Consider the following 23,394-nt stretch of genomic DNA (forward strand, 5'->3'; position numbering starts at 1 on the left):
TCACTCTTTCCCCGCGGCGGAGTCGGCGAGCGCGTTCGCGCCGCCGACGATCTCGCTGATTTCCTGGGTGATCTCCGCCTGACGAACCTGGTTCATCTTCTGGGTGAAAACCCGGATGAGCTCGTTGGCGTTGTCGGTCGCGGACTTCATCGCGCGGCGCCGGGCGGCCTCTTCGGAGGCGGCCGACTGCAGCAGCGCGGAGAAGATGCGCGATTCCACGTAGCGCGGCAGCAGCGAGTCGAGCACGGCACCGGCCGAGGGCTCGAACTCGAAGTAGGGCAGCGGGCCGTCCTTGGGCGCCTCGGTCGTCTCGACGACCTCCAGCGGCAGGATGCGGTTCACCACCACGTTCTGCGTCAGCATCGAGACGAACTCGGTCGAGACGATGTGGATCTCGTCGATCCCGTCTTCGGCCTTGAACGACTCGATCAGCGTGTCGGCGATCTCCTTGGCGTCGTTGTACGACGGCTTACGGGAGAAGCCCACCCACTGGCCGCCCATCTCGCGCTGGCGGAACGCGTGCCAGCCCACGCCCTTGCGTCCGGAGACGAAGGGCGTGACCTGGATGCCGCGCGACTCCAGCAGGCCACGCAGGGCCTCGGCCTCGCGCAGCAGGTTGGCGTTGAAGCCGCCGCAGAAGCCGCTGTCACTGGTGATGATCAGCACGCCGGCGCGGGCCGGGTTCTCCTTGGCCACCGTGAGCGGGTGGTCGACGGAGGAGGTGTTGCTGACGACACCGGTGACGGCGCGGGTGATCTCCCGCTCGTAGGGCACCGCGGCCTGCATGCGCTGCTGAGCCTTGACGATGCGCGACGAGGCGATGAGCTCCTGCGCGCGGGTGATCTTCGCCGTGGACTTGACCGACTTGATCCGCCGCCGCAGCAGTCGAAGCTGGGCGCCCATCGGCTACTTCGCCTCCGGCTTCCGCACGTGCTTGACGATCTTCTCCTGGCCGACCTCGTCGGCACCGAGCGGGGCCACCGGCTCGTCCTTGACCAGCAGGTCACCGGAGGAGGTGGTGAAGCCCTTCTTGAACTCGGTGATCGAGTCCTTCAGCACGGTGACGGTGTCGTCGGTGAGCTCGCCGCTCTCGCGGATGCCGTCGAAGACGCCCTTCTGGGTGCTGCCGACGTAGTCGAGGAACTCCGACTCGAAGCGGCGGATGTCTTCCAGCGGAACCTCGTCGAGCTCGCCGGAGGTGCCCGCCCACACCGAGACGACCTGCTTCTCGGCCGGGAACGGGGAGAACTGCGGCTGCTTGAGCAGTTCGACGAGGCGGGCGCCGCGCTCCAGCTGGGCGCGGGAGGCCGCGTCGAGGTCGGACGCGAAGGCGGCGAACGCCTCCAGGTCGCGGTACTGCGACAGGGACAGACGGAGCGTACCGGCCACCTTGCGCATCGCCTTGATCTGCGCCGAGCCACCGACTCGCGAGACCGAGACACCGACGTTGATCGCCGGGCGGACGCCGGCGTTGAACAGGTCGGTCTCCAGGAAGCACTGGCCGTCGGTGATCGAGATGACGTTGGTCGGGATGAACGCCGAGACGTCGTTGCCCTTGGTCTCGATGATCGGCAGACCGGTCATCGAGCCGCCGCCCATGTCGGCCGAGAGCTTGGCGCAGCGCTCGAGCAGACGCGAGTGCAAGTAGAAGACGTCGCCGGGGAACGCCTCACGGCCCGGCGGACGACGCAGCAGCAGCGACACGGCGCGGTAGGCGTCGGCCTGCTTGGTCAGGTCGTCGAAGATGATGAGGACGTGCTTGCCCTGGTACATCCAGTGCTGGCCGATGGCCGAACCGGTGTAGGGGGCGAGGTACTTGAAGCCCGCGGCGTCGGACGCCGGAGCGGCCACGATGGTGGTGTACTCCATCGCGCCGGCCTCTTCGAGGCGGCCCTTGACCTGGGCGATCGTCGAACCCTTCTGGCCGACGGCGACGTAGACGCAGCGGACCTGCTTCTCGGGGTCGCCGGAGAGCCAGTTCTCCTTCTGGTTGAGGATCGTGTCGACGGCGATGGCCGTCTTGCCCGTGCCTCGGTCACCGATGATCAGCTGGCGCTGGCCACGGCCGATCGGCGTCATGGCGTCGATCGCCTTGAGGCCGGTCTGCAGCGGCTGCTTCACCGGCTGCCGCTGGACCACGGACGGCGCCTGGGTCTCGAGGGCACGACGGCCCTCGGCCTCGATCGCGCCCTTGCCGTCGAGGGGGTTGCCCAGCGGGTCGACAACGCGGCCCATGAAGCCGTCGCCCACCGGGACCGAGAGGACCTGACCGGTGCGGCGCACCGACTGGCCCTCTTCGATCTTGCTGAAGTCGCCCAGAATAACGACACCGATCTCCCGGACATCCAGGTTCAGTGCCAGGCCACGCGTGCCGTCCTCGAACTCGAGCAGCTCGTTCGCCATCGTCGAGGGAAGGCCGGAGACATGGGCGATACCGTCGCCACAGTCGACGACGGTCCCGATCTCCTCACGTGCCGCGCCTTCCGGCTCGTACGCCTGGACGAAGCGCTCAAGCGCGTCCCGGATCTCGTCCGGCCGGATCGTCAGCTCCGCCATCTCTTCCTGTCTCCCTATTCGCCTAGCCGGCCAACCGGCGGCGGACTTCTTCAATACGTGCGGCGATCGTGGTGTCGATGATCTCGTCCCCGATCTTGATCGAGAACCCACCGAGCACCTTCGGGTCCACCTCGACATTCAGGTGGACGTCACGGCCGTAGGTGGCCCGCAGCCAGTTCGCCAGCCGCTGCTTCTGCGCGTCGGACAGCAGCACCGCGCTGGTGACGACCGCCACCAGACGCTGCCGCTGCAGGGCGACGAGGCGGCCGAACTCCTCCAGACCTCGCTCCAGGCTACGTCCGCGCGGGTGTGCGGCGACCTGGGAGACGAGGCGCAGGGTGGTCGGCGCGACCTTGGCCCCGAGCAGGTCGGCCAGGAGCGACTCCTTGCCGGTGGCGGCCGGGTCGGCCAGCGCGCGGCGCAGGTCGGGGTTGGCGGCGAGGATGCGGCCGAACCGGAACAGCTCGTCTTCGACGTCGTCGAGACGGCCGCCCGCTTCGGCCTCGCTCGCGGCGGCGATCACGCCGAGCCGCTCGACGGCGTCGGCGAGGTCACCGGATCGCGACCACTTGGCCTCGACCGCGGCCACCGTCGTCTCCAGAGCCGCCTGCGAGACCTTGCCCTCGAGCAGGGCGCGGATGGTCTGCGCCTTCTGCTCGGCCGGACGCGACGGGTCGGAGAGCGAACGGCGCAGACCGGGCTCCCGGTCGAAAAGCGAGGCGACCGCGAAGAGCTCATCGGCCAGCGTGCCCAGGTCGGCCGACCCGGCCACGCTGTTGAAACGCTCCTCGACGTCGACCAGAGAGGTCCTGCTCAGGCCCTGCATCAGCGGACCGCCGTGCCGGAGCCCTCAAGCTCCTCCAGGAACCGGTCGACGACGCGGCGCTGGCGGGCATCGTCCTCCAGCGACTCGCCGACGATGCGGCCGGCGAGGTCGGTCGACAGGCGGCCGATCTCGGAACGCAGCTGCGCGAGCGCCTGCGCCTTGTCGGCCTCGATCTGGGCGTGGGCGGCCTCGACGATGCGCCGGGCCTCGGCCTGGGCCTCCTCGCGGAGTTCGGCCTTGATCTGCGCGCCCTGCTCACGAGCTTCTTCCCGGAGGCGGGCGGCCTCCTGGCGGGCTTCGTTGAGCTGGTCGCGGTACTGCTGGAGCACGGCCTGAGCCTCGGCCTGGGCGTTCTCCGCCTTCTGGATGCCGCCTTCGATGGCCTCGGTCCGCTCAGCCAGCGTCTTCTGGATGCGCGGGGTGAGGATCTTTCCGACGACGATGAAGACGAGCAGGAACGCGAAGCCGCCGACGACCAGCTCGTAGACGTGCGGGATCAGAGGGTTGTTCGTCTCCGCCGCCAGAACCACAGCTGCCTGAGTCATGGGCGCAGCCTTCCGTCAGTGGGTTAACGCGTCAGCCGTAGATGAACGGCGCGACAAGACCGATCAGGGCGAGGGCCTCGGTCAGAACGAAGCCGAGCAGCATGTTCTGACGGATGAGGCCGTAGGCCTCGGGCTGGCGGGCGATGGCCTGCACACCCTGGCCGAAGATGATGCCCACGCCGATACCGGGGCCGATCGCCGCGAGGCCGTAACCGATCGCGCCGATGTTGCCGGAGACTTCAGCGAGAACGCTCATTGCGGTTTCCTTTACTGGTCGGCCGGTGGGTCACTGTGACCCATCCGGTCTGGTCACGTCAGTGGGTGGTTCAGTGGTCCGCGTGCAGCGAGCCGCCGATGTACATCGCGGCCAGCATCGTGAAGAGGAACGCCTGCAGGAACTGGATGAAGATCTCGAAGCCGGTCATGATCGTCGTCATGACCACGCCCACCAGACCGAGCGGCGCACCAAGCGGGGTGAGCTGCTCGAAGAGGAAGTGGAAGCCGACGCTCGCGAAGAAGGCCAGGATGAGGTGGCCGGCGAACATGTTCGCGAACAGTCGGACCGCGTGGGTGAACGGCGCGAGAACGAGGTTCGAAATGAGCTCCAGCGGCGCCATCAGGACGTAGACGGGCTTCGGCAGGCCGGGCGGGAACATCATGTTCTTGAAGTAGCCGATGCCACCCTGGTGCTTGATGCCCAGGTAGATCTTGATGACGTAGATCGTCACCGCGAAGATGATCGGATACGCGATGTGTGAGTTCACCGGGATCTGCAGCACCGGGATCACACCGAAGAAGTTCCACAGCAGGATCAGCAGGAACAGCGAAAGCAGCAGCGGCATCCAGCGCTCGGCGTCCTTGCCCAGGAACGGGCGGGCGCACTGGTCGCGGACGAACGTGTAGCCGTATTCACCGATGTTCTGGATGCCGCGCGGCACCAGCTTCGGCTTGGCGAAAGCGGTCCAGGCCAGGACGCAGATGATCAGGGCACCGATGACCGCCAGGATTACGGGCTTGGTGAGCCAGACGGGCGCCCCGGAGTAAAGCGGAGGGAAATCGAAGATCTCCGGCCCGGGAGCCTGGAATTCTCCGTCAGCGGCGAGGAGCGTCAGCGTAGTCACGCGGCGTTCCCTTCAACGTCGTGGACCATCATTGGAAGAATCAGAGCTTGTGCGGGCGCGTTCAGCGGCCGTGCTTGAGGTAGACGAGCCAGCAGGCCAGCCCTACCCCGATAACCACACCTATGGGGATGAACGCGTGCACGCCCGTCCAATGGCTCAGCAACCAGCCGAGGCCACCCCAAAGCAGCATTCCCGATAGCAGATAGCTGGGTACTGACCAGGCGGCGTCGGCGAAGTCGCGGCCGTCGTCCTCGGGCCTGCGCTGCTTCTCGCTCATCGCGGGCACGACGATAGCAGGCACCGCAAGGACTAGTCATATCGGACCCCATCAGTTCCCCTGACCGGGAACTTTGGAGTCTGGTTCGACGTACAGGAGCCTCAGCTTCATGAAGCCGCGCATCTCGCCGAAGGTCCACACGACGGTGAGGACGATCACACTCCAAGCGAACGCTTTGGGGTTGAAGACGGTGGTCGTCTCGAATGCCCTGAGAGTGATCATGATAGCGATCACCTTGACGAGATAGCTCAAAACCGCCGAGGCGAACATGGCCATCGGCGAGATCCGGCCCGCCCAGGTGACCACGATGAGCCCGACGGTGAAGAACGCGGCCACCAGGCCCAGGGCGATGACGGCGCCGAGCGCGCCCTCGAATCCGGCGAAGATCGCCGACACGATGACCGCTATGACCCCGACCGCCACCGTTGGCACGGCGGCGCCCTTGAGAACGCGCACGTCGTTGGCCTGCATGGACGACTCCAGAACATGTTGTCAACCGAGCGTTTGCTTCGCCCAGGCTATGGGTTGCTGTTAGTGAAAGCTATCACAAGCTCCGCGTCACGGGCTTTACCTGGCTTTTCGCGGCGAATTCACCCGGTTGTCGCCCGATGGTGACCCGCCTGCGAGCTCTCCGGCCGGTCGGCGGCGTGCGCCCCCTTGCGCCCCTTGGGCCTCGACAGCACCACCAGCACCGCGATCGCGACCACGCTGATCAGCGGGAACAGGATCAGCGGCACCCCTTCGAGCGACAGGCCCACGATCGTGAACGCGAAGATGAACGTCCAGGCGTACATGATCAGGACGCTCCGCCGGTGGGAGTGGCCGATGTCGAGCAGCCGGTGGTGCAGGTGCCCCCGGTCGGGCGCGAACGGCGACAGTCCTTCACTCGTACGCCGGATCACCGCCATGATCAGGTCGGTCAGCGGCAGCACGACCACCGCGAGCGGCAGCAGCGGCAGCACCAGCGCGAACCGGTTCACGTCGAGCGCGGTCGTCGGCACCGACGACGTGATGGTCACCAGCGAGGTGGCCAGGACCAGCCCGATCAGCATCGAGCCGGTGTCGCCCATGAAGATCTTGGCCGGGTTGAAGTTGTGCGGCAGGAAGCCCAGGCACATGCCGACCAGCAGGGCCGCGACCACGGCGGTCAGGTTGATGCGGGTCTGCTGCTGGTCCTGCGACAGCACCATGGAGTAGACCAGTGTGGCCATCGCCGCGATGCCGACGATGCCGGCCGCCAGGCCGTCGAGCCCGTCGACGAAGTTGACCGCGTTGATGGCGACCACGACGACCAGGATCGTCATCACGGCCTGCAGGTTCGTGTCGAGGAAGACGTTGCCGCCCATGCTCTCGGGCAGCGGCAGCGACCGCAGCGACACCCCGTAGTAGACCAGCAGGCCACCGGCCGCGACCTGGCCGCCCAGCTTGACCAGGGCGTCCATGCCCAGCCAGTCGTCGAGGAAGCCGGTCACCACGATCAGACCACCGGCCGCGAGCAGCGCGCTCGTGGTCCGACCGGACTGTTCGCCGGCCAGCGCGGAACCGACCCATGGCAGGTGGGAGGCCGCCAGCAGCCCGGCGGCCATGCCGCCGAACATGGCCAGGCCGCCCAGCCGGGGCGTCGGCACCTTGTGGACGTCGCGCTCCCTGACCTCGGGAGCGGCGCCGATGCGCAGCGCGAAGGCCCGGACCGGAGGCACCAGCAGGTAGGTGACAACGGCAGTGACAAGGCCCACGAAGAAGTATTCGCGCACGGCACCAGTTTCCCGGATCAACGGACCAGTTGAGACGGGAGAAGTACACACACCGCCTCTTTGCGACGACGCTAGCGCAGCTTTACGAGTACGCGTGCGGCGCGCCGGCCTTGCTCGGCACCCATCGGGGGGTGTCGGCGGCCTCGTCGCTGATCGAGGTGAGCACGGCCTGCCGGTAGAGCCCCAGGCGGGTGCGCCACTCGGAGATCTGCTGGATGTACCGTTTGGCGACGTCGGCGTTCCACGTGTCGGTGCTCCGCGCCAGCGTGTAGGGCCGGTCGAGCAGCGTCGAGATCTTCTCCATCAGCGGCATGACCTGGAACCAGAGGTCGACCAGGCGCTGGTATTCGGGGTTGAACACCCAGGTCGTCGCCTGGCCGCCCGGAATCAGCAGGTCGCTCCCGTTCGCGGCGGGCGGGGTCTCCCCCGGCTGCAGCGGCCGGGGCGCGGGCGGGTCGAGATAGCTCATCGGATCTCCTTACGCGGGCTGACCGGGGGCGACGGAACCGGCGGGGCCGTCGGGCTCGATGTCCTCGGGCACCCATTCGCCCGTGCCCCACTCCCCTGCCGGTACGGAGACGCTCGGCATGTCGATCGGCTCGATCTGTGCGTGGACGTCCATCAGCGCGAGGATCGCCTCATCCGAGATCGGTTTCGCCGGGGCGGAGAGCACATCGCCCGGCTGCTCGGCGGCCAGCCGCCTGGGGTCGTCGGATTGGTCTGGACCACTCCCCTGCGCGGCACCCGCGCCGTCGCCCGACGCGCCGCCGGCCGGGCCCTGCGCGGGACCGCCCTCGGAGCCGGAACCCGCGCCGGCCATGGACGGCGTCTCCTGCGGGCCGATCTGGTCGTCGAACCCGAGCAGGGCGCCGAGCGCCTGGTCAGAGATGTGGTGGGCCGGAACCGACAGGACGTCACCGGGCTGTTCGGCGGCCAGTCTCCTCGGGTCGACGTCGCCGCCGGCGTGGCTCGCCGAGGGGGTCTGAGCGGCTGCGGGACCTGACGCGGATTGGTCTGAACCATTTCCACCGGGCCCGCCCTCCGCACCCGAGCCTCCGCCGGTCATGGACGGCATCTCCTGCGGACCGATCTGCGAGTCGATGTTCAGCAGCGCGCCGAGGGCCTGGTCGGAGATCGGGTTCGCCGGGGCGGACAGGACGTCGCCGGGCTGCTCTGCGGCCAGCTTCTTGGGATCGATCTCGGCCCCGGCCTGACCCGCGAGCCCCGACTGACCGTCCGCCGAGAGGCCCGCCGGGCCGTAGTGCGCCATGGTCGGACCGGTCGTGAGCCCGGCCTGGCCGTTGGCCGATCCGTTCGCCGCGGGTTTGTCACCGCCCTGCGGCCCGCACTGACCGTCGTTCCCACCCTGCGGACTGGATGAATTGCCCGAGTTCCCCCCGGCGGACGGCTGCTGGGAGCCGCTGTCGTTGGTGCCCTCGCCGCCGATCGCCGCGGGCGGATTGCCGCCCCCGGCCGATCCGCTTCCGTCGGTGACCGTCGGCATGCCCTGCGGGCCGATCTGCGAGTCGTTGCCGAGGAGCGCGCCGAGGGCCTGGTCGGAGATCGGGTTCGCCGGGGCGGACAGCACGTCGCCGGGCTGGGCGGCGGCCAGGGCCTTGGGATCGACGGCGTCGCCGCTCACCAGCGTCGTGTCCGCCGGGAGCTGGGGGGCGGAGGCCAGGAACGGGTCTTCCGGGACGTTGCCGGCGGTGCCCACGTTCGCGCCACTGGGATCGCCTGCGGGCGGGGTGACGGGGTTGCCCTTGAGGTAGGGGTCTTCGGTCACGTTGTCGGCGGCGGTGCCCACGTAAGCGCCCATCGGGTCACCCGGGGCCAGACCGGGCTGCGGCGGAGGCTGCGTGACGGGGTTGCCCTTCAGGTACGGGTCCTCGGTCACGTTGTCGGCCGCCGTGCCCACATAGGCGCCCATCGGGTCACCCGGGGCCAGACCGGGCTGGGGGGCGGGCTGCGCGGCGGCCGGGTTGTTCTTCAGGTAGGGGTCTTCGGTCACGTTGTCGGCCGCCGTGCCCACGTAGGGGCCCATGGGGTCGCCGGGATCGAGGCCGGGCTGGGGAGCGGGGTGTTTGACCGTGGGCTCCAGCGGTTCGACGTAGCCGGGCTTGCCGTCGGGCTGGGGGCCGGTGGGGGGCTGGGCGGAGTCGACCGGGCGGACCACGTCGAGGTCCTGGTTGAGCGGGTAGGACACCACCTTCGTCCCGTCGACGTCGAGCTCGACCCGGCCCTTCGTCTGGTCGATGTCGTCGGGATGGTCTTTCTTCGGGGTGTCGATCGGCGGCTCGCCGTCGCTCTTCTTGGGCGGCGGGTTCGAGTCGGTGTCGCCCTTCTTCGGCGACTCGGTCTCGCCCTCGGGCTTCTTGGGCGGCGGGTTCGAGTCGTCGCTTCGGTCCGGGGCGGCGGACTCGGTGTCGCCCTTCTTCGGCGGCTCGGTCTCGCCGTCGCTCTTCTTCGGGGGCGGGTTCGAGTCGTCGCTCCTGTTGGGAGCGGTCGTCTCGGTGTCGCCCTTCTTCGGCGGATCCGCGTCGCCGGAGGGCTTCTTCGGGGGTTCGGAGTCGCCCCCGGTCGGCTTGGGGGCCGGGTTGGCGTCGCCGGAGGTCGTGGGGTTCGGCTGGGTGCCGGGTTCGCGTTCGCGCTTCTCCAGGAGGGCCAGGCGGGCGGTGACGTCCTTGTCCATCTCGGCGATGGCGTCGGCCACCGCCGAGGGGCGGTAGGTCACCGCGGCGGGCACGCCCGCGTTGCGGACCGTGGTGGTCGCCTTGGCCTCGATGGTCTCCATCTCCTTGGCCGCGCTTCGCAGCTCGGCCAGGAGATCGCGGACCAGTTTGGGGTCCATCCCATCGATCTTGGGCATGCGCCAGCCTCCCGGGGTCGAAAACCTCGACTCACGCTAGGCCGCCACGCCCCCGGTGACCCGGTGCGATAGCCAGACGGTATGGATCTACTCCTCGGTCGCGAGGTACCCCACGACGCCCCGGATCTTGTCGACCGGAACGCCGCCCTTGCGCAGCACCCGGGGCACCGAGGTGGTCAGGTCGAGGATGGTCGACGGGGTGTTGTCGTTGCACGGTCCGGCGTCGAGGTAGACCGCCACCGACTGGCCGAGTTGCTCTTCGGCGTCGGCCGCCGTGGTGGCGGGCGGGTTGCCCGAGCGGTTGGCGCTGGAGACGGCCATCGGGCCGGTCTCCTTGAGCAGGTCGAGGGCCACCTGGTGGAGCGGCATGCGCAGGGCCACGGTGCCCTTGGTCTCGCCGAGGTCCCACTTGAGCGACCGGTTGGCCTTGAAGACGAGGGTCAGCGGGCCGGGCCAGAAGGCGTCGATCAGGTCCTGGCCGTGGGTGCCGAGCGACTCGACGAGCGCCCCGGCTGCCCGGACGGTCCCGACGAGGACGGGGACCGGCATGTCGGGGCCACGGCCCTTGGCGGTCAGCAGGGCCCGCACGGCCGAGGGCGTGAAGGCGTCGGCGCCGATGCCGTAGACGGTGTCGGTCGGGAGGACGATCAGGTCGCCGGCTCTGATGACCGACGCGGCGTCGATGAGGCCCGACTCGCGCTCGCCGGGGTTGGAACAGAGGTATCGGCGGGTCATGTGATCTCCCTTGTCACTCCAGGCCGTACTTGGCCGTCACGAAGCGGTCGCGGCCGGTCAGATCCTGACGCAGGCGGGCGTCGCGCCAGCCGTTGCCCTCGGGGAACAGCCAGTAGACCGCGTTGCCCTGCTCGTCGGCGTGCTCCACCGCGACCAGGCCGCCGGGCCGCAGGAGCCGGCGGGCCGTGGCTTCGACCGCCCGGACCTCTCCCAGGCCGTCGTCGCCCGAACCGTAGAGGGCACGGCGAGGATCGTAGTCGCGCACCTCGGGGTCGCGGGGCACCGCCCCCGGCGGGATGTAGGGCGGGTTGCTGATGACCAGGTCGACCTGGCCTTCGAGTTCGGGCAGGCAGTCGGACAGGTCCTCCGGGTGGAGGGAGGTCCGGCCCTGGCCGTGTTCGAGGATGTTGCGCTTGGCCCAGCGGTAGGCCGCCGGGTCGATCTCCACGGCGTGGACCTGCGCGAGCGCGACCTCCTGGGCGATCGACAGCGCGATCGCGCCCGATCCGGTGCCGAGGTCGACCACGATCGGCGAGGCGACGTCCATCTCGTTGAGGCGGTCGATGGCCCAGCCGACCACGACCTCGGTCTCGGGCCTGGGGATGAACACCCCGGGGCCGACCTCGAGCGACAGGTAGCGGAAGAAGGCGCGGCCGGTGATGTGCTGCAGCGGCTCGCGCGACTCCCTCCTGGAGACGCCCTCCCAGAAGAGGGCGTCGAACTCGGAGTCCTTCACCGTGTGGAGGGTGCCGCGGGTCACGCCGTGGACGAACGCCGCGATCTCCTCGGCGTCGGCGCGCGGCGACGGGACACCTGCCTCGGCGAGCCGGGCGGTGGCCAGCGCTATCTCGTCCAGGAGGAAGGTCATCGGCTCAGGTCGCGGCGGCGGCGAGCTTCTCCGCGAGCTCGGCGTCGAGCAGGGCCTGGATCACCGCGTCGAGGTCGCCGTCGAGCACCTGGTCGAGGTTGTAGGCCTTGAACCCGACCCGGTGGTCGGAGATGCGGTTCTCCGGGTAGTTGTAGGTGCGCACCCGCTCGGACCGGTCCACCGTGCGGACCTGCGACTTGCGCTCGGCCATCGCGGCGGCGTTGGCCTCCTCCTCGGCGATGGCCTGCAGCCGGGCCCGGAGGATGCGCATCGCCGACTCCTTGTTCTGGAGCTGGCTCTTCTCGTTCTGGCACGACACCACGACGCCGGTCGGCATGTGGGTGATGCGCACCGCCGAGTCGGTCGTGTTGACGCTCTGGCCGCCGGGACCGCTGGAGCGGTAGACGTCGATGCGCAGGTCGTTGGGGTCGATCTGTACGTCGACCTCCTCGGCCTCGGGGTAGACGAGCACCCCGGCGGCGGAGGTGTGGATGCGCCCCTGCGACTCGGTCGCGGGGACCCGCTGCACCCGGTGGACGCCGCCCTCGAACTTGAGCCGCCCCCAGGCGCCTTCGCGGCCCTTGATGGCGACGGTGACGTCTTTGTATCCGCCGAGGTCGGAGTGCTGGGCGTCGATGATCTCGGTCTTGTAGCCGATGCGTTCGGCGTACCGCAGATACATGCGCAGCAGGTCGCCGGCGAACAGCATGGACTCCTGGCCGCCTTCGCCGGCCTTGATCTCCATGATGATGTCTTTGTCGTCGTTGGGGTCGCGGGGCACCAGCAGGTGGCGCAGCCGCTCCTCCAGCGCGGGGACGCGGGCCTCCAGCTCGGCCGCCTCTTCGGCGAACGAGGAGTCTTCGCCGGCGAGTTCGCGGGCCGCCTTGATGTCGTCGCGCACCTGACCGAGCTCGCGGTAGGTGCCGATGATCGGCGTGAGCTGGGCGTAGCGCTTCCCGAACTGCCTGGCCTTCGCCTGGTCGGCGTGCACGGCCGGGTCAGCGAGCTTCAGCTCGAGATCGGCGTATTCGTTGATGAGCTCGTCGAGGTTCACCGCGCGTCCCCTCCTGCTGGTCGAATCGAGTAAGCCCTTTCACCACGAACGCCGACCCGGGCGCGCCCCCTGCGAGAGGAGGACGGTTCCGAGCCGGCGTCTGGGAAGGAGCTACTTGCCCGCGGCCTTCTTGCCGAACCGGGCCTCGAAGCGCGCCACGCGGCCGCCCGTGTCGAGGATCTTCTGCTTGCCCGTGTAGAACGGGTGGCACGCCGAGCAGACGTCGGCGTGAATCGTGCCGTTCTTGGCGGTGCTGCGCGTGGTGAACGTGTTACCGCACGAACACGTCACATTGGTGACGACGTACGTGGGGTGGATGTCGGGCTTCATACCTTTTTCCTCTCCGGGGCGCGGTCGCCGGATCGCCTCTGTCAGCCTGGAGACCAGGGGGGCGGGAACCGGAACCGCAACGGTTCGGCTACCAGTGTGCCAGATCGGAGAACCCTCCCAGGCCATCGCGCATTCCCGGGGTCGTCGCTGAACGATGCCTGGGAAGTCCGTGAGAAGGTCACCGCGCATGTGGACTGGTCACAGGGGCCCCACTAGGCTCGCCCTGCTCAAACCCGAGCTTTTCCCTCAAAATTACCTTAGTTAGGGGATTCGATGAGGAAAGGCCTGCGACTGCTCATTGCAGGCGCCAGCGGGGTGGCACTTTTCGCCAGCGGTGTGGCCATCGCCGCCTCCCCCGCTTCAGCCGAGCCCGTCACGGTGTCGAACGCCGTCGTCAACGACACGTTCATCCCGCCGGTCTCCCAGGACATCATGTCGTTCTCGTTCGATCTGGCGGACGCCTATCACGGGAAAGCCCCCGACAACTCCTGGTACCCCAAGTACAAGATCTGGGCCCGCGTGACCCCGGACTACAACCCCGGAGCCGGCGTCACGGTGAACTGGCGCACCGCCAGCGTCACCCAGCTCGCCAAGGTGACCACCGACCCCGGCACGGGCGCGAAGAGGATCACCGGCAACTTCACCGTCCAGAACAACGACAAGCCCGGTGACCGGTGGAGACTGCAGATCTCCCCGGAGCTCCTTCCCGTAGCCGGGACTCCGTCGCCCACCGCGACGACCGCGCCCAACGCCTGGCAGGACGTGAAGACCTTCACGGTCACCCCCGCCACGCGGGTCACGAACGTCGGCATCGACCCGAACCCCGTCGTGCTCAAGGGCGCGACCGACGTCGGCTTCAGCGCGACGATCGAGAAGTTCGGCGGCGAGACGCTCAAGCAGGTCCGCGCGCTGCACCCGTCGAGCGGCGAGTACTACTCGCTCGGCACCTCGCTCGAGGGCGACGACAAGAGCTACTACAACTTCGTGACGATGGGGACCGACGCTCCGGCCGGCTCCTGGCAGATCAAGTTCACGATCACGCGCGGCACGAAGACCTACGCCTTCACCAAGGGCTTCACCGTCAGCAAGACCTCCGCTCCGGCGGCGAAGGCCAAGTCGAAGATCACGATGTCCATCGCACCCACCAAGGTGAAGAAGGGCAAGTCGATCAAGATCTACGGCAAGGTCTACCGCGGCGTTAAGTCGTGGGGCGTCTGGAAGAAGAAGGTCCTCAAGCTCTACTTCAAGAAGAAGGGCACCAAGAGCTGGAAGTTCGTCAGCTACGTCGGCGCCAACAACTCCGGGAAGTACAGCAAGACGATCAAGCCCAAGTACGACGGCTACTTCCGGATGGCGGCGACCGCCACGTCCCTGACGAAGTCCTCGTACTCGCCGTACAAGCTCGTCGACGTTCGCTGACCCTGTACGGCTCGCGCCACCAACCCCTGGCGCAAGCCGTATAGGTGACGAATGGGCCCATGTGTGCACACGTGGGCCCATGTCACGTTATTCTCACAAGCTACATTTCTCCCAATAATCACTCATGTAAGGGGCCTTACATGCGCAAGAGCCTGCGGCTCATGCTTGCGGCCGCCACGGGGGCGGCTCTCTTCGCCACCGGCGCCGTCGTTGCGGCACCCGCCTACGCCGCCGTCGGTGTCGACTCGGGCACCGGCCTCACCGACCTGTTCATCCCGCCGAGCGGCAGCGACAAGATTCCTTTCAAGGTGAAGGTCACCGACGCGTACGCGGCGGGCCTGGACAAGCCGGTCCGGGTACACGTGGAGTTCCGGAAGCCGGACGAGCCCGACTCCGCCACCCCCCATGAGGGCACCGCCGCCGAGATTCCCACGGTCACCGCCACACCGGCTCCGACCGCGACGGTTGACGTCGCCGCCTCTATCCCCGTGGCGGCGTCGGACAAGCCCGGTACGTGGAAGTACCGCGTCGGTTACGCGCCCAACGGCTCCACGACCAAGGAATGGAACAACTGGGTCACCTTCACCGTCGCCACGGCGACCCGGGTGACCTCCGCGACCGTCGACCCCGACCCGGTCAAGCTGAAGAAGGGCGAAGAGGTCGACGTCTTCGCCAACTTCAAACTTGAGAAGTACGGCGACGAGAAGGTCACCGCCGTCCGCTTCGAGCACGCCTCCTCGGGCGACTACTACTCGCTGAACAGCGGCCTCGAGGCCGACGACAGCTACCACGGCTCGGCCTCGTTCGACGACCAGTCGCCGACGGGCAGCTGGCAGCTCAAGGTCAACGTGACCCGCGGCTCGAAGAGCTACAGCTTCGTCAAGGGCTTCTCGGTCAGCGGCTCCACCAAGGCCGCCAAGGCCAAGTCGAAGATCACGATCGCCGTCTCGCCCGCGAAGGTGAAGAAGGGCAAGACCGTGAAGATCTACGGCAAGGTCTACCGTGGCACCAGCAAGTGGGGCGCGTGGTCGAAGAAGATCCTCAAGCTCTACTTCAAGAAGAAGGGCACCTCGACCTGGAAGTTCGTCGGCTACGTGGGCGCCAACTCGACCGGCAAGTACAGCAAGACCGTCAAGCCCAAGTACGACGGCTACTGGCGTCTCTCGGCGACCAGCACCAGCGCGACCAACTCGTCGCTGTCGCCGTACAAGCTGGTCGACGTCCGCTGACGTCGTTCTAGCCGAACCCCTGCTCGCATACGGAAAGGGGCGTCCCGGAAGGGGCGCCCCTTTCTCGTGCCTGCCCTCTCTTCAAGCGGGGGCGCGAACGGCGTCAGCGGGTGTCTGCGACCTTGTCGCCGGCTGGCTCAACAGGTGCCGAGCGGTTATCCACAGGGCCTGGATGAGCCGGGCGGGAACGTCGGTCGCGGGGGCGAAGCTGGTCCGGCTCCCGGGTGGGCGGGCTCGGGCGGTTCCGCTCGGTCCGGGAATTGCCCGACCCAGCCGACCAGCCCCTCGCCGACCTTGGTGGACAGGCCCGCTGCAGACTTTCCACAGTGGTCGGCCACACCTGGCAGATCGTCAGTCGCAGCGGCGAAACTGACTCGAACCCGGGTGGACGGGCCCGCGAGCTGCGCCCGCCCCACAAGCAGCACCGCCCTCGGGTAGGAGGGGCGGCGAGGGCCAGCAGCTCAAGGCTCGTCATCTCGGCAACCCCGCACCGCCATCTCAGCCCACAGGATCCAGGCGAATCGCCTTGGTGACCGCACTCAACCGCGTCAGCCGCAGAGACCCAGGCGAGTCGGCTCAGCATCCACACCTGACCATGCCCGCCACATAGGCTCCCAGCGATCTTCCCAGTGGCCGCACCTCACCGCGTCGGCCGTGGATGCCTGGGCCAACGCCTCCATGACCACACGTGTCCCGTCTGCCCCGGAGGCCCGACCCTGGGCCTTGTCCTCCACGACAGTCCCTATTGCCGTTTCGCGCCAAACTTCTCCGTCGTTTCGGGGAGCGCCATGCGGGGCCGGGTTGCGCCGGATGCGAAGGCGAGCCGCCGACGGCGGGCGGTGCCTGGGTGGGCGGAGCCGTAACGGAAAATGAACTTTCAGGGCCGGTGCCCGAGATAGGCCAAGACGGCGAGAACGCGCCGGTGGTCGTCGGGCGCGGGGTCGAGGGCCAGTTTCAGGAAGATGCTGGAGATGTGCTTCTCGACGGCGCCCTCCGAGACGACCAGGCGGGCCGCGATGGCGCTGTTGGAGCGGCCTTCGGCCATCAGGGCCAGGACTTCGGTCTCGCGGGCGGTCAGGCGTTCGCGTGGGAGCCGGCGGCGGCCCAGGAGCTGGACGACCACGTCGGGGTCGATCACCGCGCCGCCCGAGGCGACGCGACGCACGGCGTCGAGGAACTCGGCCACTTCGGCCACGCGCTCCTTCAGCAGGTAGCCCACGGCCTGGGCGCCGGCGCCGAGCAGGTCGGTGGCGTAGCGCTCCTCCACGTACTGCGACAGGACCAGGATCGGGAAGCCCGGACGCCGGGACCTGACCTCCAGGGCGGCGCGCAGGCCCTCGTCGGTGTGGGAGGGGGGCATGCGCACGTCGACGACGGCCAGGTCGGGGTTGTGTACGTCGACCGCCTCCACCAGCGAAGGGCCGTCGCCCACCGCGGCGACGGTCTCGATTCCGCCGTCGGCCAGGAGCCGGGACAGGCCCTCGCGCAGCAAAACCGAGTCTTCGGCGATCACGACACGCATGCCCGTCACCATACGCAGGGCAGCTCGGCCCTGATGCGGGTGGGACCGCCGGGCGGGCTGTCGACGGTGAGGTTGCCGTCGATGGTGGCCGCCCGGTCGGCCAGGCCGTTGAGGCCGCCGCCTGGGCGGATGACGGCTCCCCCGATCCCGTTGTCGGCGATCTCGACGACGACCCGGCCAACCGCTCTGCTCACTTTGACGCTCGCCTCGGTGGCTTCGGAGTATTTGGCCATGTTGGTGAGGGCCTCCGCCACGACGAAGTAGGCGATGCTCTCGACGGCCGCCGGGGGGCGTTCGGTGATCTCGACGGTCACCTCGACCCGCACGGGGGCGCGGGCGGCCAGGGACGAGAGGGCGGCGTCGAGGCCCCGGTCGGTGAGGATCGCCGGGTAGATGCCTCTGGCCAGGTCTCTGAGCTCGGCTATCGCCGCCTTCGCACCTGCGGCGGCGCTTTCGACCAGGATTCTGGCCTGCTGGGGGTCGTCGTCGAATTTGGCCTGGGCGCGGCCCAGATCGAGGGCCACCGACAGGAGGCGCTGCTGGGCGCCGTCGTGGAGATCGCGTTCGATGCGGCGGCGTTCGGCCTCGGCGGCGTTGACGCCCCTGGCGCGGCTGGCCCTCAGATCCTCGTTGCGGGCCAGGAGCAGCTTGCGGTCGTCAGTGCCCAGGAGCGCCCGCGCCACCCAGCCGTGGGCCAGCGCGGCGCCTCTGAGGGCGTACAGGGACGCCACCAGGGAGACCACGCCGACCAGCATGACCAGCACGGCCTCCGGCACCGTCGAGACCTCGACGAACCAGGCCGACATGGTGCGGTCGGTCAGGACGAGCGGCAACGGGATCGCCAGGAGTTCCAGGCCCAGCGACCACAGTCCGAAGACGACGACGAACTCCAGCAGGCCCAGGGGGCACAGCAGGAGGACGTAGCCGAGATCCTTCCAGGTGGCCGGGTCGACGAAGAGCCACCTCAAGTGGGCGTAGAGGCCGCCTTCCGGGCGGGGGCGGTAAGGGTCGGGGATGTCGACGCCGAGCGTCCAGCGGACGAACCGGCGCTCCGCGAAGGCGACGCCCCGCCAGAGCAGGATCAGCACCGCCAGCATGGGCAGCCCGACCCAGACCAGGACCAACACCAGCGACAACGGCAGCGCCAGGCCCAGGCCGACGAAACAGGCGGTGCCGACGACGGGGGCGACGATGAAATAGGGGGCCGCCTTCCACGTGACCGGGTCGACGGCGATGCCCAGTGGCCCCCACGGGCCGAAGGGGACCCGGTCCCGCATCCTTCGCTCCATGCGTCGAGGATGCCAAAGGGCAGGCTGCCCAGGGTATGGAGCGACCGGGGTGGGGGTAACCCCCCGATTTGCCCCTTGATGTCAGACATGACCGCGACGGATCCGTTTGCTCCTGAGTCTGGAAACGGGCCGCTCCCGTAGCGGCTGAGATGTCCAGGTGGGTGAACCCAGCGGGATCGCCGATCTCCGCGGATGACAATCGATCCATGAGCGATCGTTCCGGCCTGTTACTCGGGCTGCCGATGTGGGCGATGGCCGTGGCCGCGTGTGTGCCCGTTCTCGGCGACCCGAGGCCGCGGCCCCGCGGGGCTCGGCCTAGCCGTCGCGGTGCGGGCCGGGCGCGGCCGGTTGGCGCCGGTTACGGCGGGATTCGGCGGCGGCGGGCGGGGCAGGGTGGGCGAGAGCCGTAACGGAGGCGAAGAAAAAGACCCCGGGCGGCGCCCGGGGTCTTTCGCTCGGAGAGCTAGTCGCGGTCGTTGCTGACGGTGGTCTTCTGGACCTGCATCAGGAACTCGACGTTGCTCTTGGTCTCCTTCATCTTCTCCAGGAGGAGCTCCAGGGCCTGCTGCATGTCGAGCGCGTGCAGCACGCGGCGCAGCTTCCAGATGACCTGGAGCTCGTCCTTGCCCATGAGGATCTCTTCCTTACGGGTGCCGGACGCGTCGACGTCGACAGCCGGGAAGATGCGCTTGTCGGCCAGGGAGCGGTTGAGCTTGAGCTCCATGTTGCCGGTGCCCTTGAACTCCTCGAAGATGACCTCGTCCATCTTCGAGCCGGTCTCGACCAGGGCCGTCGCGAGGATCGTCAGCGAGCCGCCGTTCTCGATGTTGCGGGCGGCGCCGAAGAAGCGCTTGGGCGGGTAGAGGGCCGTGGAGTCGACACCACCCGACAGGATGCGGCCCGACGCGGGGGCGGCCAGGTTGTAGGCGCGGCCCAGGCGGGTGATCGAGTCGAGCAGGACGACCACGTCGTGGCCCAGCTCCACGAGGCGCTTGGCGCGCTCGATGGCCAGCTCGGCGACGGTGGTGTGGTCTTCGGCCGGACGGTCGAAGGTCGAGTGGATGACCTCGCCCTTGACCGACCGCTGCATGTCGGTGACCTCTTCCGGACGCTCGTCGACCAGGACGACCATCAGGTGGCACTCGGGGTTGTTGCGGGTGATCGCGTTGGCGATGGCCTGGAGGACCATCGTCTTGCCGGCCTTGGGCGGCGACACGATCAGGCCACGCTGGCCCTTGCCGATCGGGCTGACCAGGTCGATGATCCGCGTGGTCATGATGTTCGGCTCGGTCTCCAGCCGCAGGCGCTCCTGCGGGTAGAGGGGCGTGAGCTTGTTGAAGTCGGGGCGCTGGCGGGCCTGCTCGGGCTCCATGCCGTTGACCGTGTCGAGGCGGACCAGCGCGTTGAACTTCTCGCGGCGCTCGCCGTCGCGCGGCTGGCGGACGGCGCCGGTGATGACGTCGCCCTTGCGCAGGCCGTTGCGGCGGATCTGGGCCAGCGAGACGTAGACGTCGTTGGCGCCGGGCAGGTAGCCGCTGGTGCGGACGAACGCGTAGTTGTCGAGGATGTCGAGGATGCCGGCGATCGGGATCAGGACGTCGTCGTCGCTGACCACGGGCTCGTTGGCGTCGCCGAAACGGTCGCGGCCGCGGCGGTTGCGCTCGCGGAAGCGGCCACGACGGCCGCGCGGGTCGTCGTCCTGCGGGCCGCCCTGGCCGGGTCCGCCCTGGTTCTGGCCCTGGCCGTCCTGGCGGGTGTCCTGCTGGCGTTCCTGGCGGTTGTCCTGCCGGTCGTTGCGGCCCCCACGGTCGCCACGGTCGCCACGGTCGCTGCGCTCGCCGCGGTCCTGACGGTCGGGGCGGTCGCCGCGGTCGGCGCGGTCCTGACGGTCGCCGCGGTCCTGGCGGTCGCCACGGTCACCGCGGTCGGGGCGCTCACGGCGCTCGCCGCGCTCCCCGCGGCCACGGCGCTCGCGGCGGTCGCCGCGCTGCTCACGGCCTTCGGACGGGGCCTCGGACTGCTCCACGACGGTCGGGGTCGTCTGCACCGTAGGCTCGAGGGATGCCGGCGGGGCGGACTCGACACGCTCTGCGGGAGCCTCGGCCGGGGCCTCGGCGGGCGCCGCGACGGCGGCGCGGGAGGAACGTTCCCGACGGGCTCTGGTGGGCCGCTCAGCCGGGGCGGCTTCCGCCTTCGGCTCGCTCTTGGGCTCGGGCTTGCTCTCCGCGGCGGGCTGCGCCGCCGCCCCCTGCTTCTCCTGGATGGCCGCGATGAGCTGGCTCTTCCGCATCCGGCCGGTGCCGCTGATGCCGAGACCGGAGGCCATCGCCTGCAGTTCGGGGAGCACCATGGCCGACAGGCCGGTGCCGGAGCGGCGACGGCGCGCGGTCGTGGGGGCGTCACCGACGGGTGCGTCGGCGAGGAGTTCGGTGGTGTCGCTCAACTAAGGGTCCTTCCCAGGGGTCGGGCGCCGGACTGTCTGATTCCGCCGTCCCGGTTATGCGACCCGGCGGGACAGACCGGGTCGGGCTTCGTGGATCTCGTGCGGTCGAGCCGGGTGCCGAGAATCACGAGCGGCAGGCTTCCAGGGGAGACCCCCTGGGATGCCACGACCGACCAGATGTCGAGGTGGCTCGAACGCGCATGTCTCCGAACACGCCGCCCCCTGCCGCGTCGGCGGATGGAGGAGGTGGGTTCAGGGAAATCGCCACGGCGGCTTCGGCTGTGCGAGGAACCGCGATGTACGAATGACAAGCACGCACCCAACACGGGGGCACCTGGTGCGGCTATCAGCCTAACATCACCGGCGCACACAGCTATTCCCTGAAGGTCGAAGAGGCATCAGCGTGTCTCGGGAAACTGAACGGTCGCACCGGAAGGGTCGACGTTCAGTGGCTGGATTTGCCAGTCGATACCCACTTCGGGCTCGATCAAATCCTGCGTATCCGGCGTGGAAAACGCAAGAACCGTGGGGCCCGCTCCCGAAACGACCGCGGGAACCCCTTTCGACCGCAGACGTTCTACCAGATCGGCGGTCTGCGGCATGGCGGGCGCGCGGTATCTCTGGTGGAGACGATCTTCGGTCGCGGCCAGCAGCACCGAGTTCTCCGGCGTTCCGGTGAGCGCGGCGACGAGCAGCGCGGCCCGGCCGGCGTTCACGGCGGCGTCGGAATGCGGGACTTTCTCCGGTAGCAGCCCACGTGCCTCTTCTGTGGACAACCGGAACGGGGGTATCAGGACCACCGGCCGGATGTCGCCGTGGGGCAGAAGTCTGCACACCCCGGAGTCCCAGGAGATGGTGAGCCCGCCGCGCAGGCAGGGCGCGACGTTGTCGGGGTGGCCCTCGATGGCCGTGGCGAGCGCGAGGACCTTGTCGTCGTCGAAGACGGCGCCCGACAGTCTCTCGGCCAGCGCCCTGGCGGCCAGGATGCCGGCCACGATCGCGGCCGACGACGAGCCCAGGCCGCGCGCGTGGGGGATCCGGTTGACGCAGGTCAGCCGGATCCCTTCGGGCTGCGCGACGCCGATCTCGTCGAAGGCGCGGCGCATCGTCCGCACGATCAGGTGCCCCTCGCCGGTGTCGACCTCGCCGGCTCCCGCCCCTTCGACCTCGACGACCGTCGGGTGACCGCCGATCGAGGCCGTCACCTCGTCGTGGAGGTCGAGGGCCAGGCCGAGGGTGTCGAATCCGGGGCCGAGGTTGGCGCTGGTCGCCGGTGTGCGCACCAGAACGGTCAAAGGGTGCTCCCGCAGGTCAGGCGAGTTCGAGTGCGGCCGCCGCCGCGTAGGCGTCGATCGGGATGGTGACGGGCGCGGAATCCCCGAGATGTGCCATCACGACAGGTGGGGTCTTTCGCGTTCCGCGCGTCATGCGAGTTCGAGCGCGGCCGCCGCCGCGTAGGCGTCGATCGGGATCGTCACGGGCGCGGGAGCGCCCGAGATGGCCCAGTCAGGGTCTTTGAGGCCGTTGCCGGTGACCGTGCAGACCACGCGCTGGCCGGGCTGGAGCAGGCCCTGCTCGTGGGCCTGGAGCAGGCCGGCGACGCTGGCGGCGGAGGCGAGTTCGACGAACACGCCCTCGCCCTGGGCCAGCAGCTTGTAGGCGGCGGCGATCTGGCGGTCGGTGACCGCCTGGATCACGCCGCCCGACTCGTCGCGGGCCGCCTCGGCGAGCTTCCACGACGCCGGGTTGCCGATGCGGATCGCGGTGGCGATGGTGTGGGGGTGGGTGACCGGGGCGCCGTTGACGATCGGCGCCGAGCCGCTGGCCTGGAAGCCGAACATCTTCGGCGGCTTCGCGGCGTATTCCTGGTAGCCCATCCAGTAGGCGGAGATGTTGCCCGCGTTGCCGACCGGGATGCAGTGGACGTCGGGCGCGGAGCCCAGGGCGTCGACGATCTCGAAGGCGGCCGTCTTCTGGCCCTGGAGGCGGTGCGGGTTGACCGAGTTGACCAGCGCGATCGGGTAATTCTCAGCGAGCTTCTTGGTCATCTCGAGACAGTCGTCGAAGGACCCCTCGACCTGCAGCAGCTTCGCGCCGTGGACGAGCGCCTGGGCCAGCTTGCCCATCGCGATCTTGCCGCGCGGCACGAGGACGGCGCAGGTCAGCCCGGCGCGCACGGCGTAGGCCGCCGCCGAGGCCGAGGTGTTGCCGGTCGAGGCGCAGATGACGGCCTGGGCGCCCTCTTCGACGGCCTTGCTGATGGCCACGGTCATGCCGCGGTCTTTGAAGCTGCCCGTCGGATTGAGGCCCTCGACCTTGAGGAACACGTCGCAGCCGACCAGCGCGGAGACCTTCGGCGCCGGAACCAGCGGGGTGCCACCCTCGAGGAGGGTGACCACGGGCGTCGTCGCGCTCACGGGAAGCCGGTCGCGGTATTCCTCGATGAGTCCACGCCAAACCCTGGACATGCGGATCCTCCATGTCACCTGCGTTATCGGTGACCGAGTCTACGGGCAAACGTTCGAGATCCGGGATTCGGCGTCCGCCAGGTGGGACG

At 68.9% G+C, this 23,394-nt stretch carries 22 protein-coding genes; 2 read left to right on the plus strand and 20 right to left on the minus strand.

The window, feature by feature from the left end; all coding sequences use genetic code 11:
- The 15 genes from FDA94_RS06830 to rpmE form a co-directional block, all read right to left on the minus strand.
- Entirely contained in the window at positions 1-903 is a 903-nt protein-coding gene (locus FDA94_RS06830) for a F0F1 ATP synthase subunit gamma (RefSeq protein ID WP_137246170.1), read from the minus strand.
- Between the two features lie 3 nt (positions 904-906).
- A complete protein-coding gene (gene atpA / locus FDA94_RS06835; protein WP_137246171.1) occupies positions 907-2,556 on the minus strand; it encodes a F0F1 ATP synthase subunit alpha in 1,650 nt (549 codons plus the stop codon).
- Between the two features lie 22 nt (positions 2,557-2,578).
- Positions 2,579-3,382 (minus strand): F0F1 ATP synthase subunit delta, encoded by an 804-nt coding sequence (locus FDA94_RS06840; RefSeq protein WP_137246172.1) that lies wholly within the window; start codon positions 3,380-3,382, stop codon positions 2,579-2,581.
- Entirely contained in the window at positions 3,382-3,927 is a 546-nt protein-coding gene (locus FDA94_RS06845; RefSeq protein WP_137246173.1) for a F0F1 ATP synthase subunit B, read from the minus strand. Before FDA94_RS06845 ends, FDA94_RS06840 begins: the two co-directional genes overlap by 1 nt.
- A gap of 31 nt (positions 3,928-3,958) precedes the next feature.
- Entirely contained in the window at positions 3,959-4,183 is a 225-nt protein-coding gene (gene atpE, locus FDA94_RS06850; protein ID WP_061296843.1) for an ATP synthase F0 subunit C, read from the minus strand.
- A gap of 70 nt (positions 4,184-4,253) precedes the next feature.
- Positions 4,254-5,048, minus strand: coding sequence for a F0F1 ATP synthase subunit A (gene atpB / locus FDA94_RS06855; protein WP_137246174.1), 795 nt, complete (start codon positions 5,046-5,048; stop codon positions 4,254-4,256).
- 61 nt (positions 5,049-5,109) lie between these two features.
- Positions 5,110-5,325 carry a hypothetical protein gene (locus FDA94_RS06860; RefSeq protein ID WP_051759411.1) on the minus strand — a complete coding sequence of 72 codons (216 nt, stop codon included), beginning with the start codon at positions 5,323-5,325 and terminating at the stop codon, positions 5,110-5,112.
- Positions 5,326-5,376: 51 nt separating this feature from the next.
- Entirely contained in the window at positions 5,377-5,796 is a 420-nt protein-coding gene (locus tag FDA94_RS06865) for a Cg1360 family ATP-synthase-associated protein (protein WP_137246175.1), read from the minus strand.
- A 119-nt stretch (positions 5,797-5,915) separates the two neighbouring features.
- The gene (locus FDA94_RS06870; protein ID WP_137246176.1) at positions 5,916-7,079 is read right to left on the minus strand and encodes a glycosyltransferase family 4 protein; all 1,164 of its coding nucleotides are present in this window, start codon (positions 7,077-7,079) and stop codon (positions 5,916-5,918) included.
- A gap of 82 nt (positions 7,080-7,161) precedes the next feature.
- Positions 7,162-7,548: a hypothetical protein gene (locus FDA94_RS06875; protein ID WP_137246177.1), complete on the minus strand. Its 387-nt coding sequence runs from the start codon at positions 7,546-7,548 to the stop codon at positions 7,162-7,164.
- Between the two features lie 9 nt (positions 7,549-7,557).
- Entirely contained in the window at positions 7,558-9,948 is a 2,391-nt protein-coding gene (locus FDA94_RS06880) for a hypothetical protein (protein WP_137246178.1), read from the minus strand.
- A gap of 87 nt (positions 9,949-10,035) precedes the next feature.
- The gene (locus tag FDA94_RS06885; RefSeq protein ID WP_137246179.1) at positions 10,036-10,683 is read right to left on the minus strand and encodes an L-threonylcarbamoyladenylate synthase; all 648 of its coding nucleotides are present in this window, start codon (positions 10,681-10,683) and stop codon (positions 10,036-10,038) included.
- A gap of 13 nt (positions 10,684-10,696) precedes the next feature.
- Positions 10,697-11,551 carry a peptide chain release factor N(5)-glutamine methyltransferase gene (gene prmC, locus FDA94_RS06890; RefSeq protein ID WP_137246180.1) on the minus strand — a complete coding sequence of 285 codons (855 nt, stop codon included), beginning with the start codon at positions 11,549-11,551 and terminating at the stop codon, positions 10,697-10,699.
- Positions 11,552-11,555: 4 nt separating this feature from the next.
- Entirely contained in the window at positions 11,556-12,605 is a 1,050-nt protein-coding gene (gene prfA / locus FDA94_RS06895) for a peptide chain release factor 1 (protein ID WP_137246181.1), read from the minus strand.
- 111 nt (positions 12,606-12,716) lie between these two features.
- Entirely contained in the window at positions 12,717-12,935 is a 219-nt protein-coding gene (gene rpmE, locus FDA94_RS06900; protein WP_137246182.1) for a 50S ribosomal protein L31, read from the minus strand.
- A gap of 273 nt (positions 12,936-13,208) precedes the next feature.
- On the opposite strand from rpmE, the gene FDA94_RS06905 reads away from it, so the two are divergent.
- Together FDA94_RS06905 and FDA94_RS06910 are read left to right on the plus strand one after the other, a co-directional pair.
- Positions 13,209-14,354 (plus strand): hypothetical protein, encoded by a 1,146-nt coding sequence (locus tag FDA94_RS06905; RefSeq protein ID WP_137246183.1) that lies wholly within the window; start codon positions 13,209-13,211, stop codon positions 14,352-14,354.
- A gap of 140 nt (positions 14,355-14,494) precedes the next feature.
- On the plus strand, positions 14,495-15,583 hold the full coding sequence (locus FDA94_RS06910) for a hypothetical protein (protein ID WP_137246184.1): 1,089 nt from the start codon (positions 14,495-14,497) through the stop codon (positions 15,581-15,583).
- Positions 15,584-16,460: 877 nt separating this feature from the next.
- Here the strand turns inward: FDA94_RS06910 and FDA94_RS06915 are convergent.
- From FDA94_RS06915 to thrC, 5 genes are all read right to left on the minus strand, one after another.
- A complete protein-coding gene (locus FDA94_RS06915; protein WP_137246185.1) occupies positions 16,461-17,105 on the minus strand; it encodes a response regulator transcription factor in 645 nt (214 codons plus the stop codon).
- 5 nt (positions 17,106-17,110) lie between these two features.
- A complete protein-coding gene (locus FDA94_RS06920) occupies positions 17,111-18,382 on the minus strand; it encodes a sensor histidine kinase (RefSeq protein ID WP_137246292.1) in 1,272 nt (423 codons plus the stop codon).
- Between the two features lie 475 nt (positions 18,383-18,857).
- Positions 18,858-20,837: a transcription termination factor Rho gene (gene rho / locus FDA94_RS06925; protein ID WP_137246186.1), complete on the minus strand. Its 1,980-nt coding sequence runs from the start codon at positions 20,835-20,837 to the stop codon at positions 18,858-18,860.
- A gap of 398 nt (positions 20,838-21,235) precedes the next feature.
- Entirely contained in the window at positions 21,236-22,132 is an 897-nt protein-coding gene (gene thrB / locus FDA94_RS06930; RefSeq protein WP_246059594.1) for a homoserine kinase, read from the minus strand.
- Positions 22,133-22,261: 129 nt separating this feature from the next.
- Positions 22,262-23,305, minus strand: coding sequence for a threonine synthase (thrC, locus tag FDA94_RS06935; protein ID WP_062335784.1), 1,044 nt, complete (start codon positions 23,303-23,305; stop codon positions 22,262-22,264).
- Between the last annotated feature and the right edge of the window lie 89 nt (positions 23,306-23,394).

Origin of the sequence: Herbidospora galbida (genome assembly GCF_005233835.1) — a bacterium.
GTDB classification, from domain to species: Bacteria; Actinomycetota; Actinomycetes; order Streptosporangiales; family Streptosporangiaceae; genus Herbidospora; species Herbidospora galbida.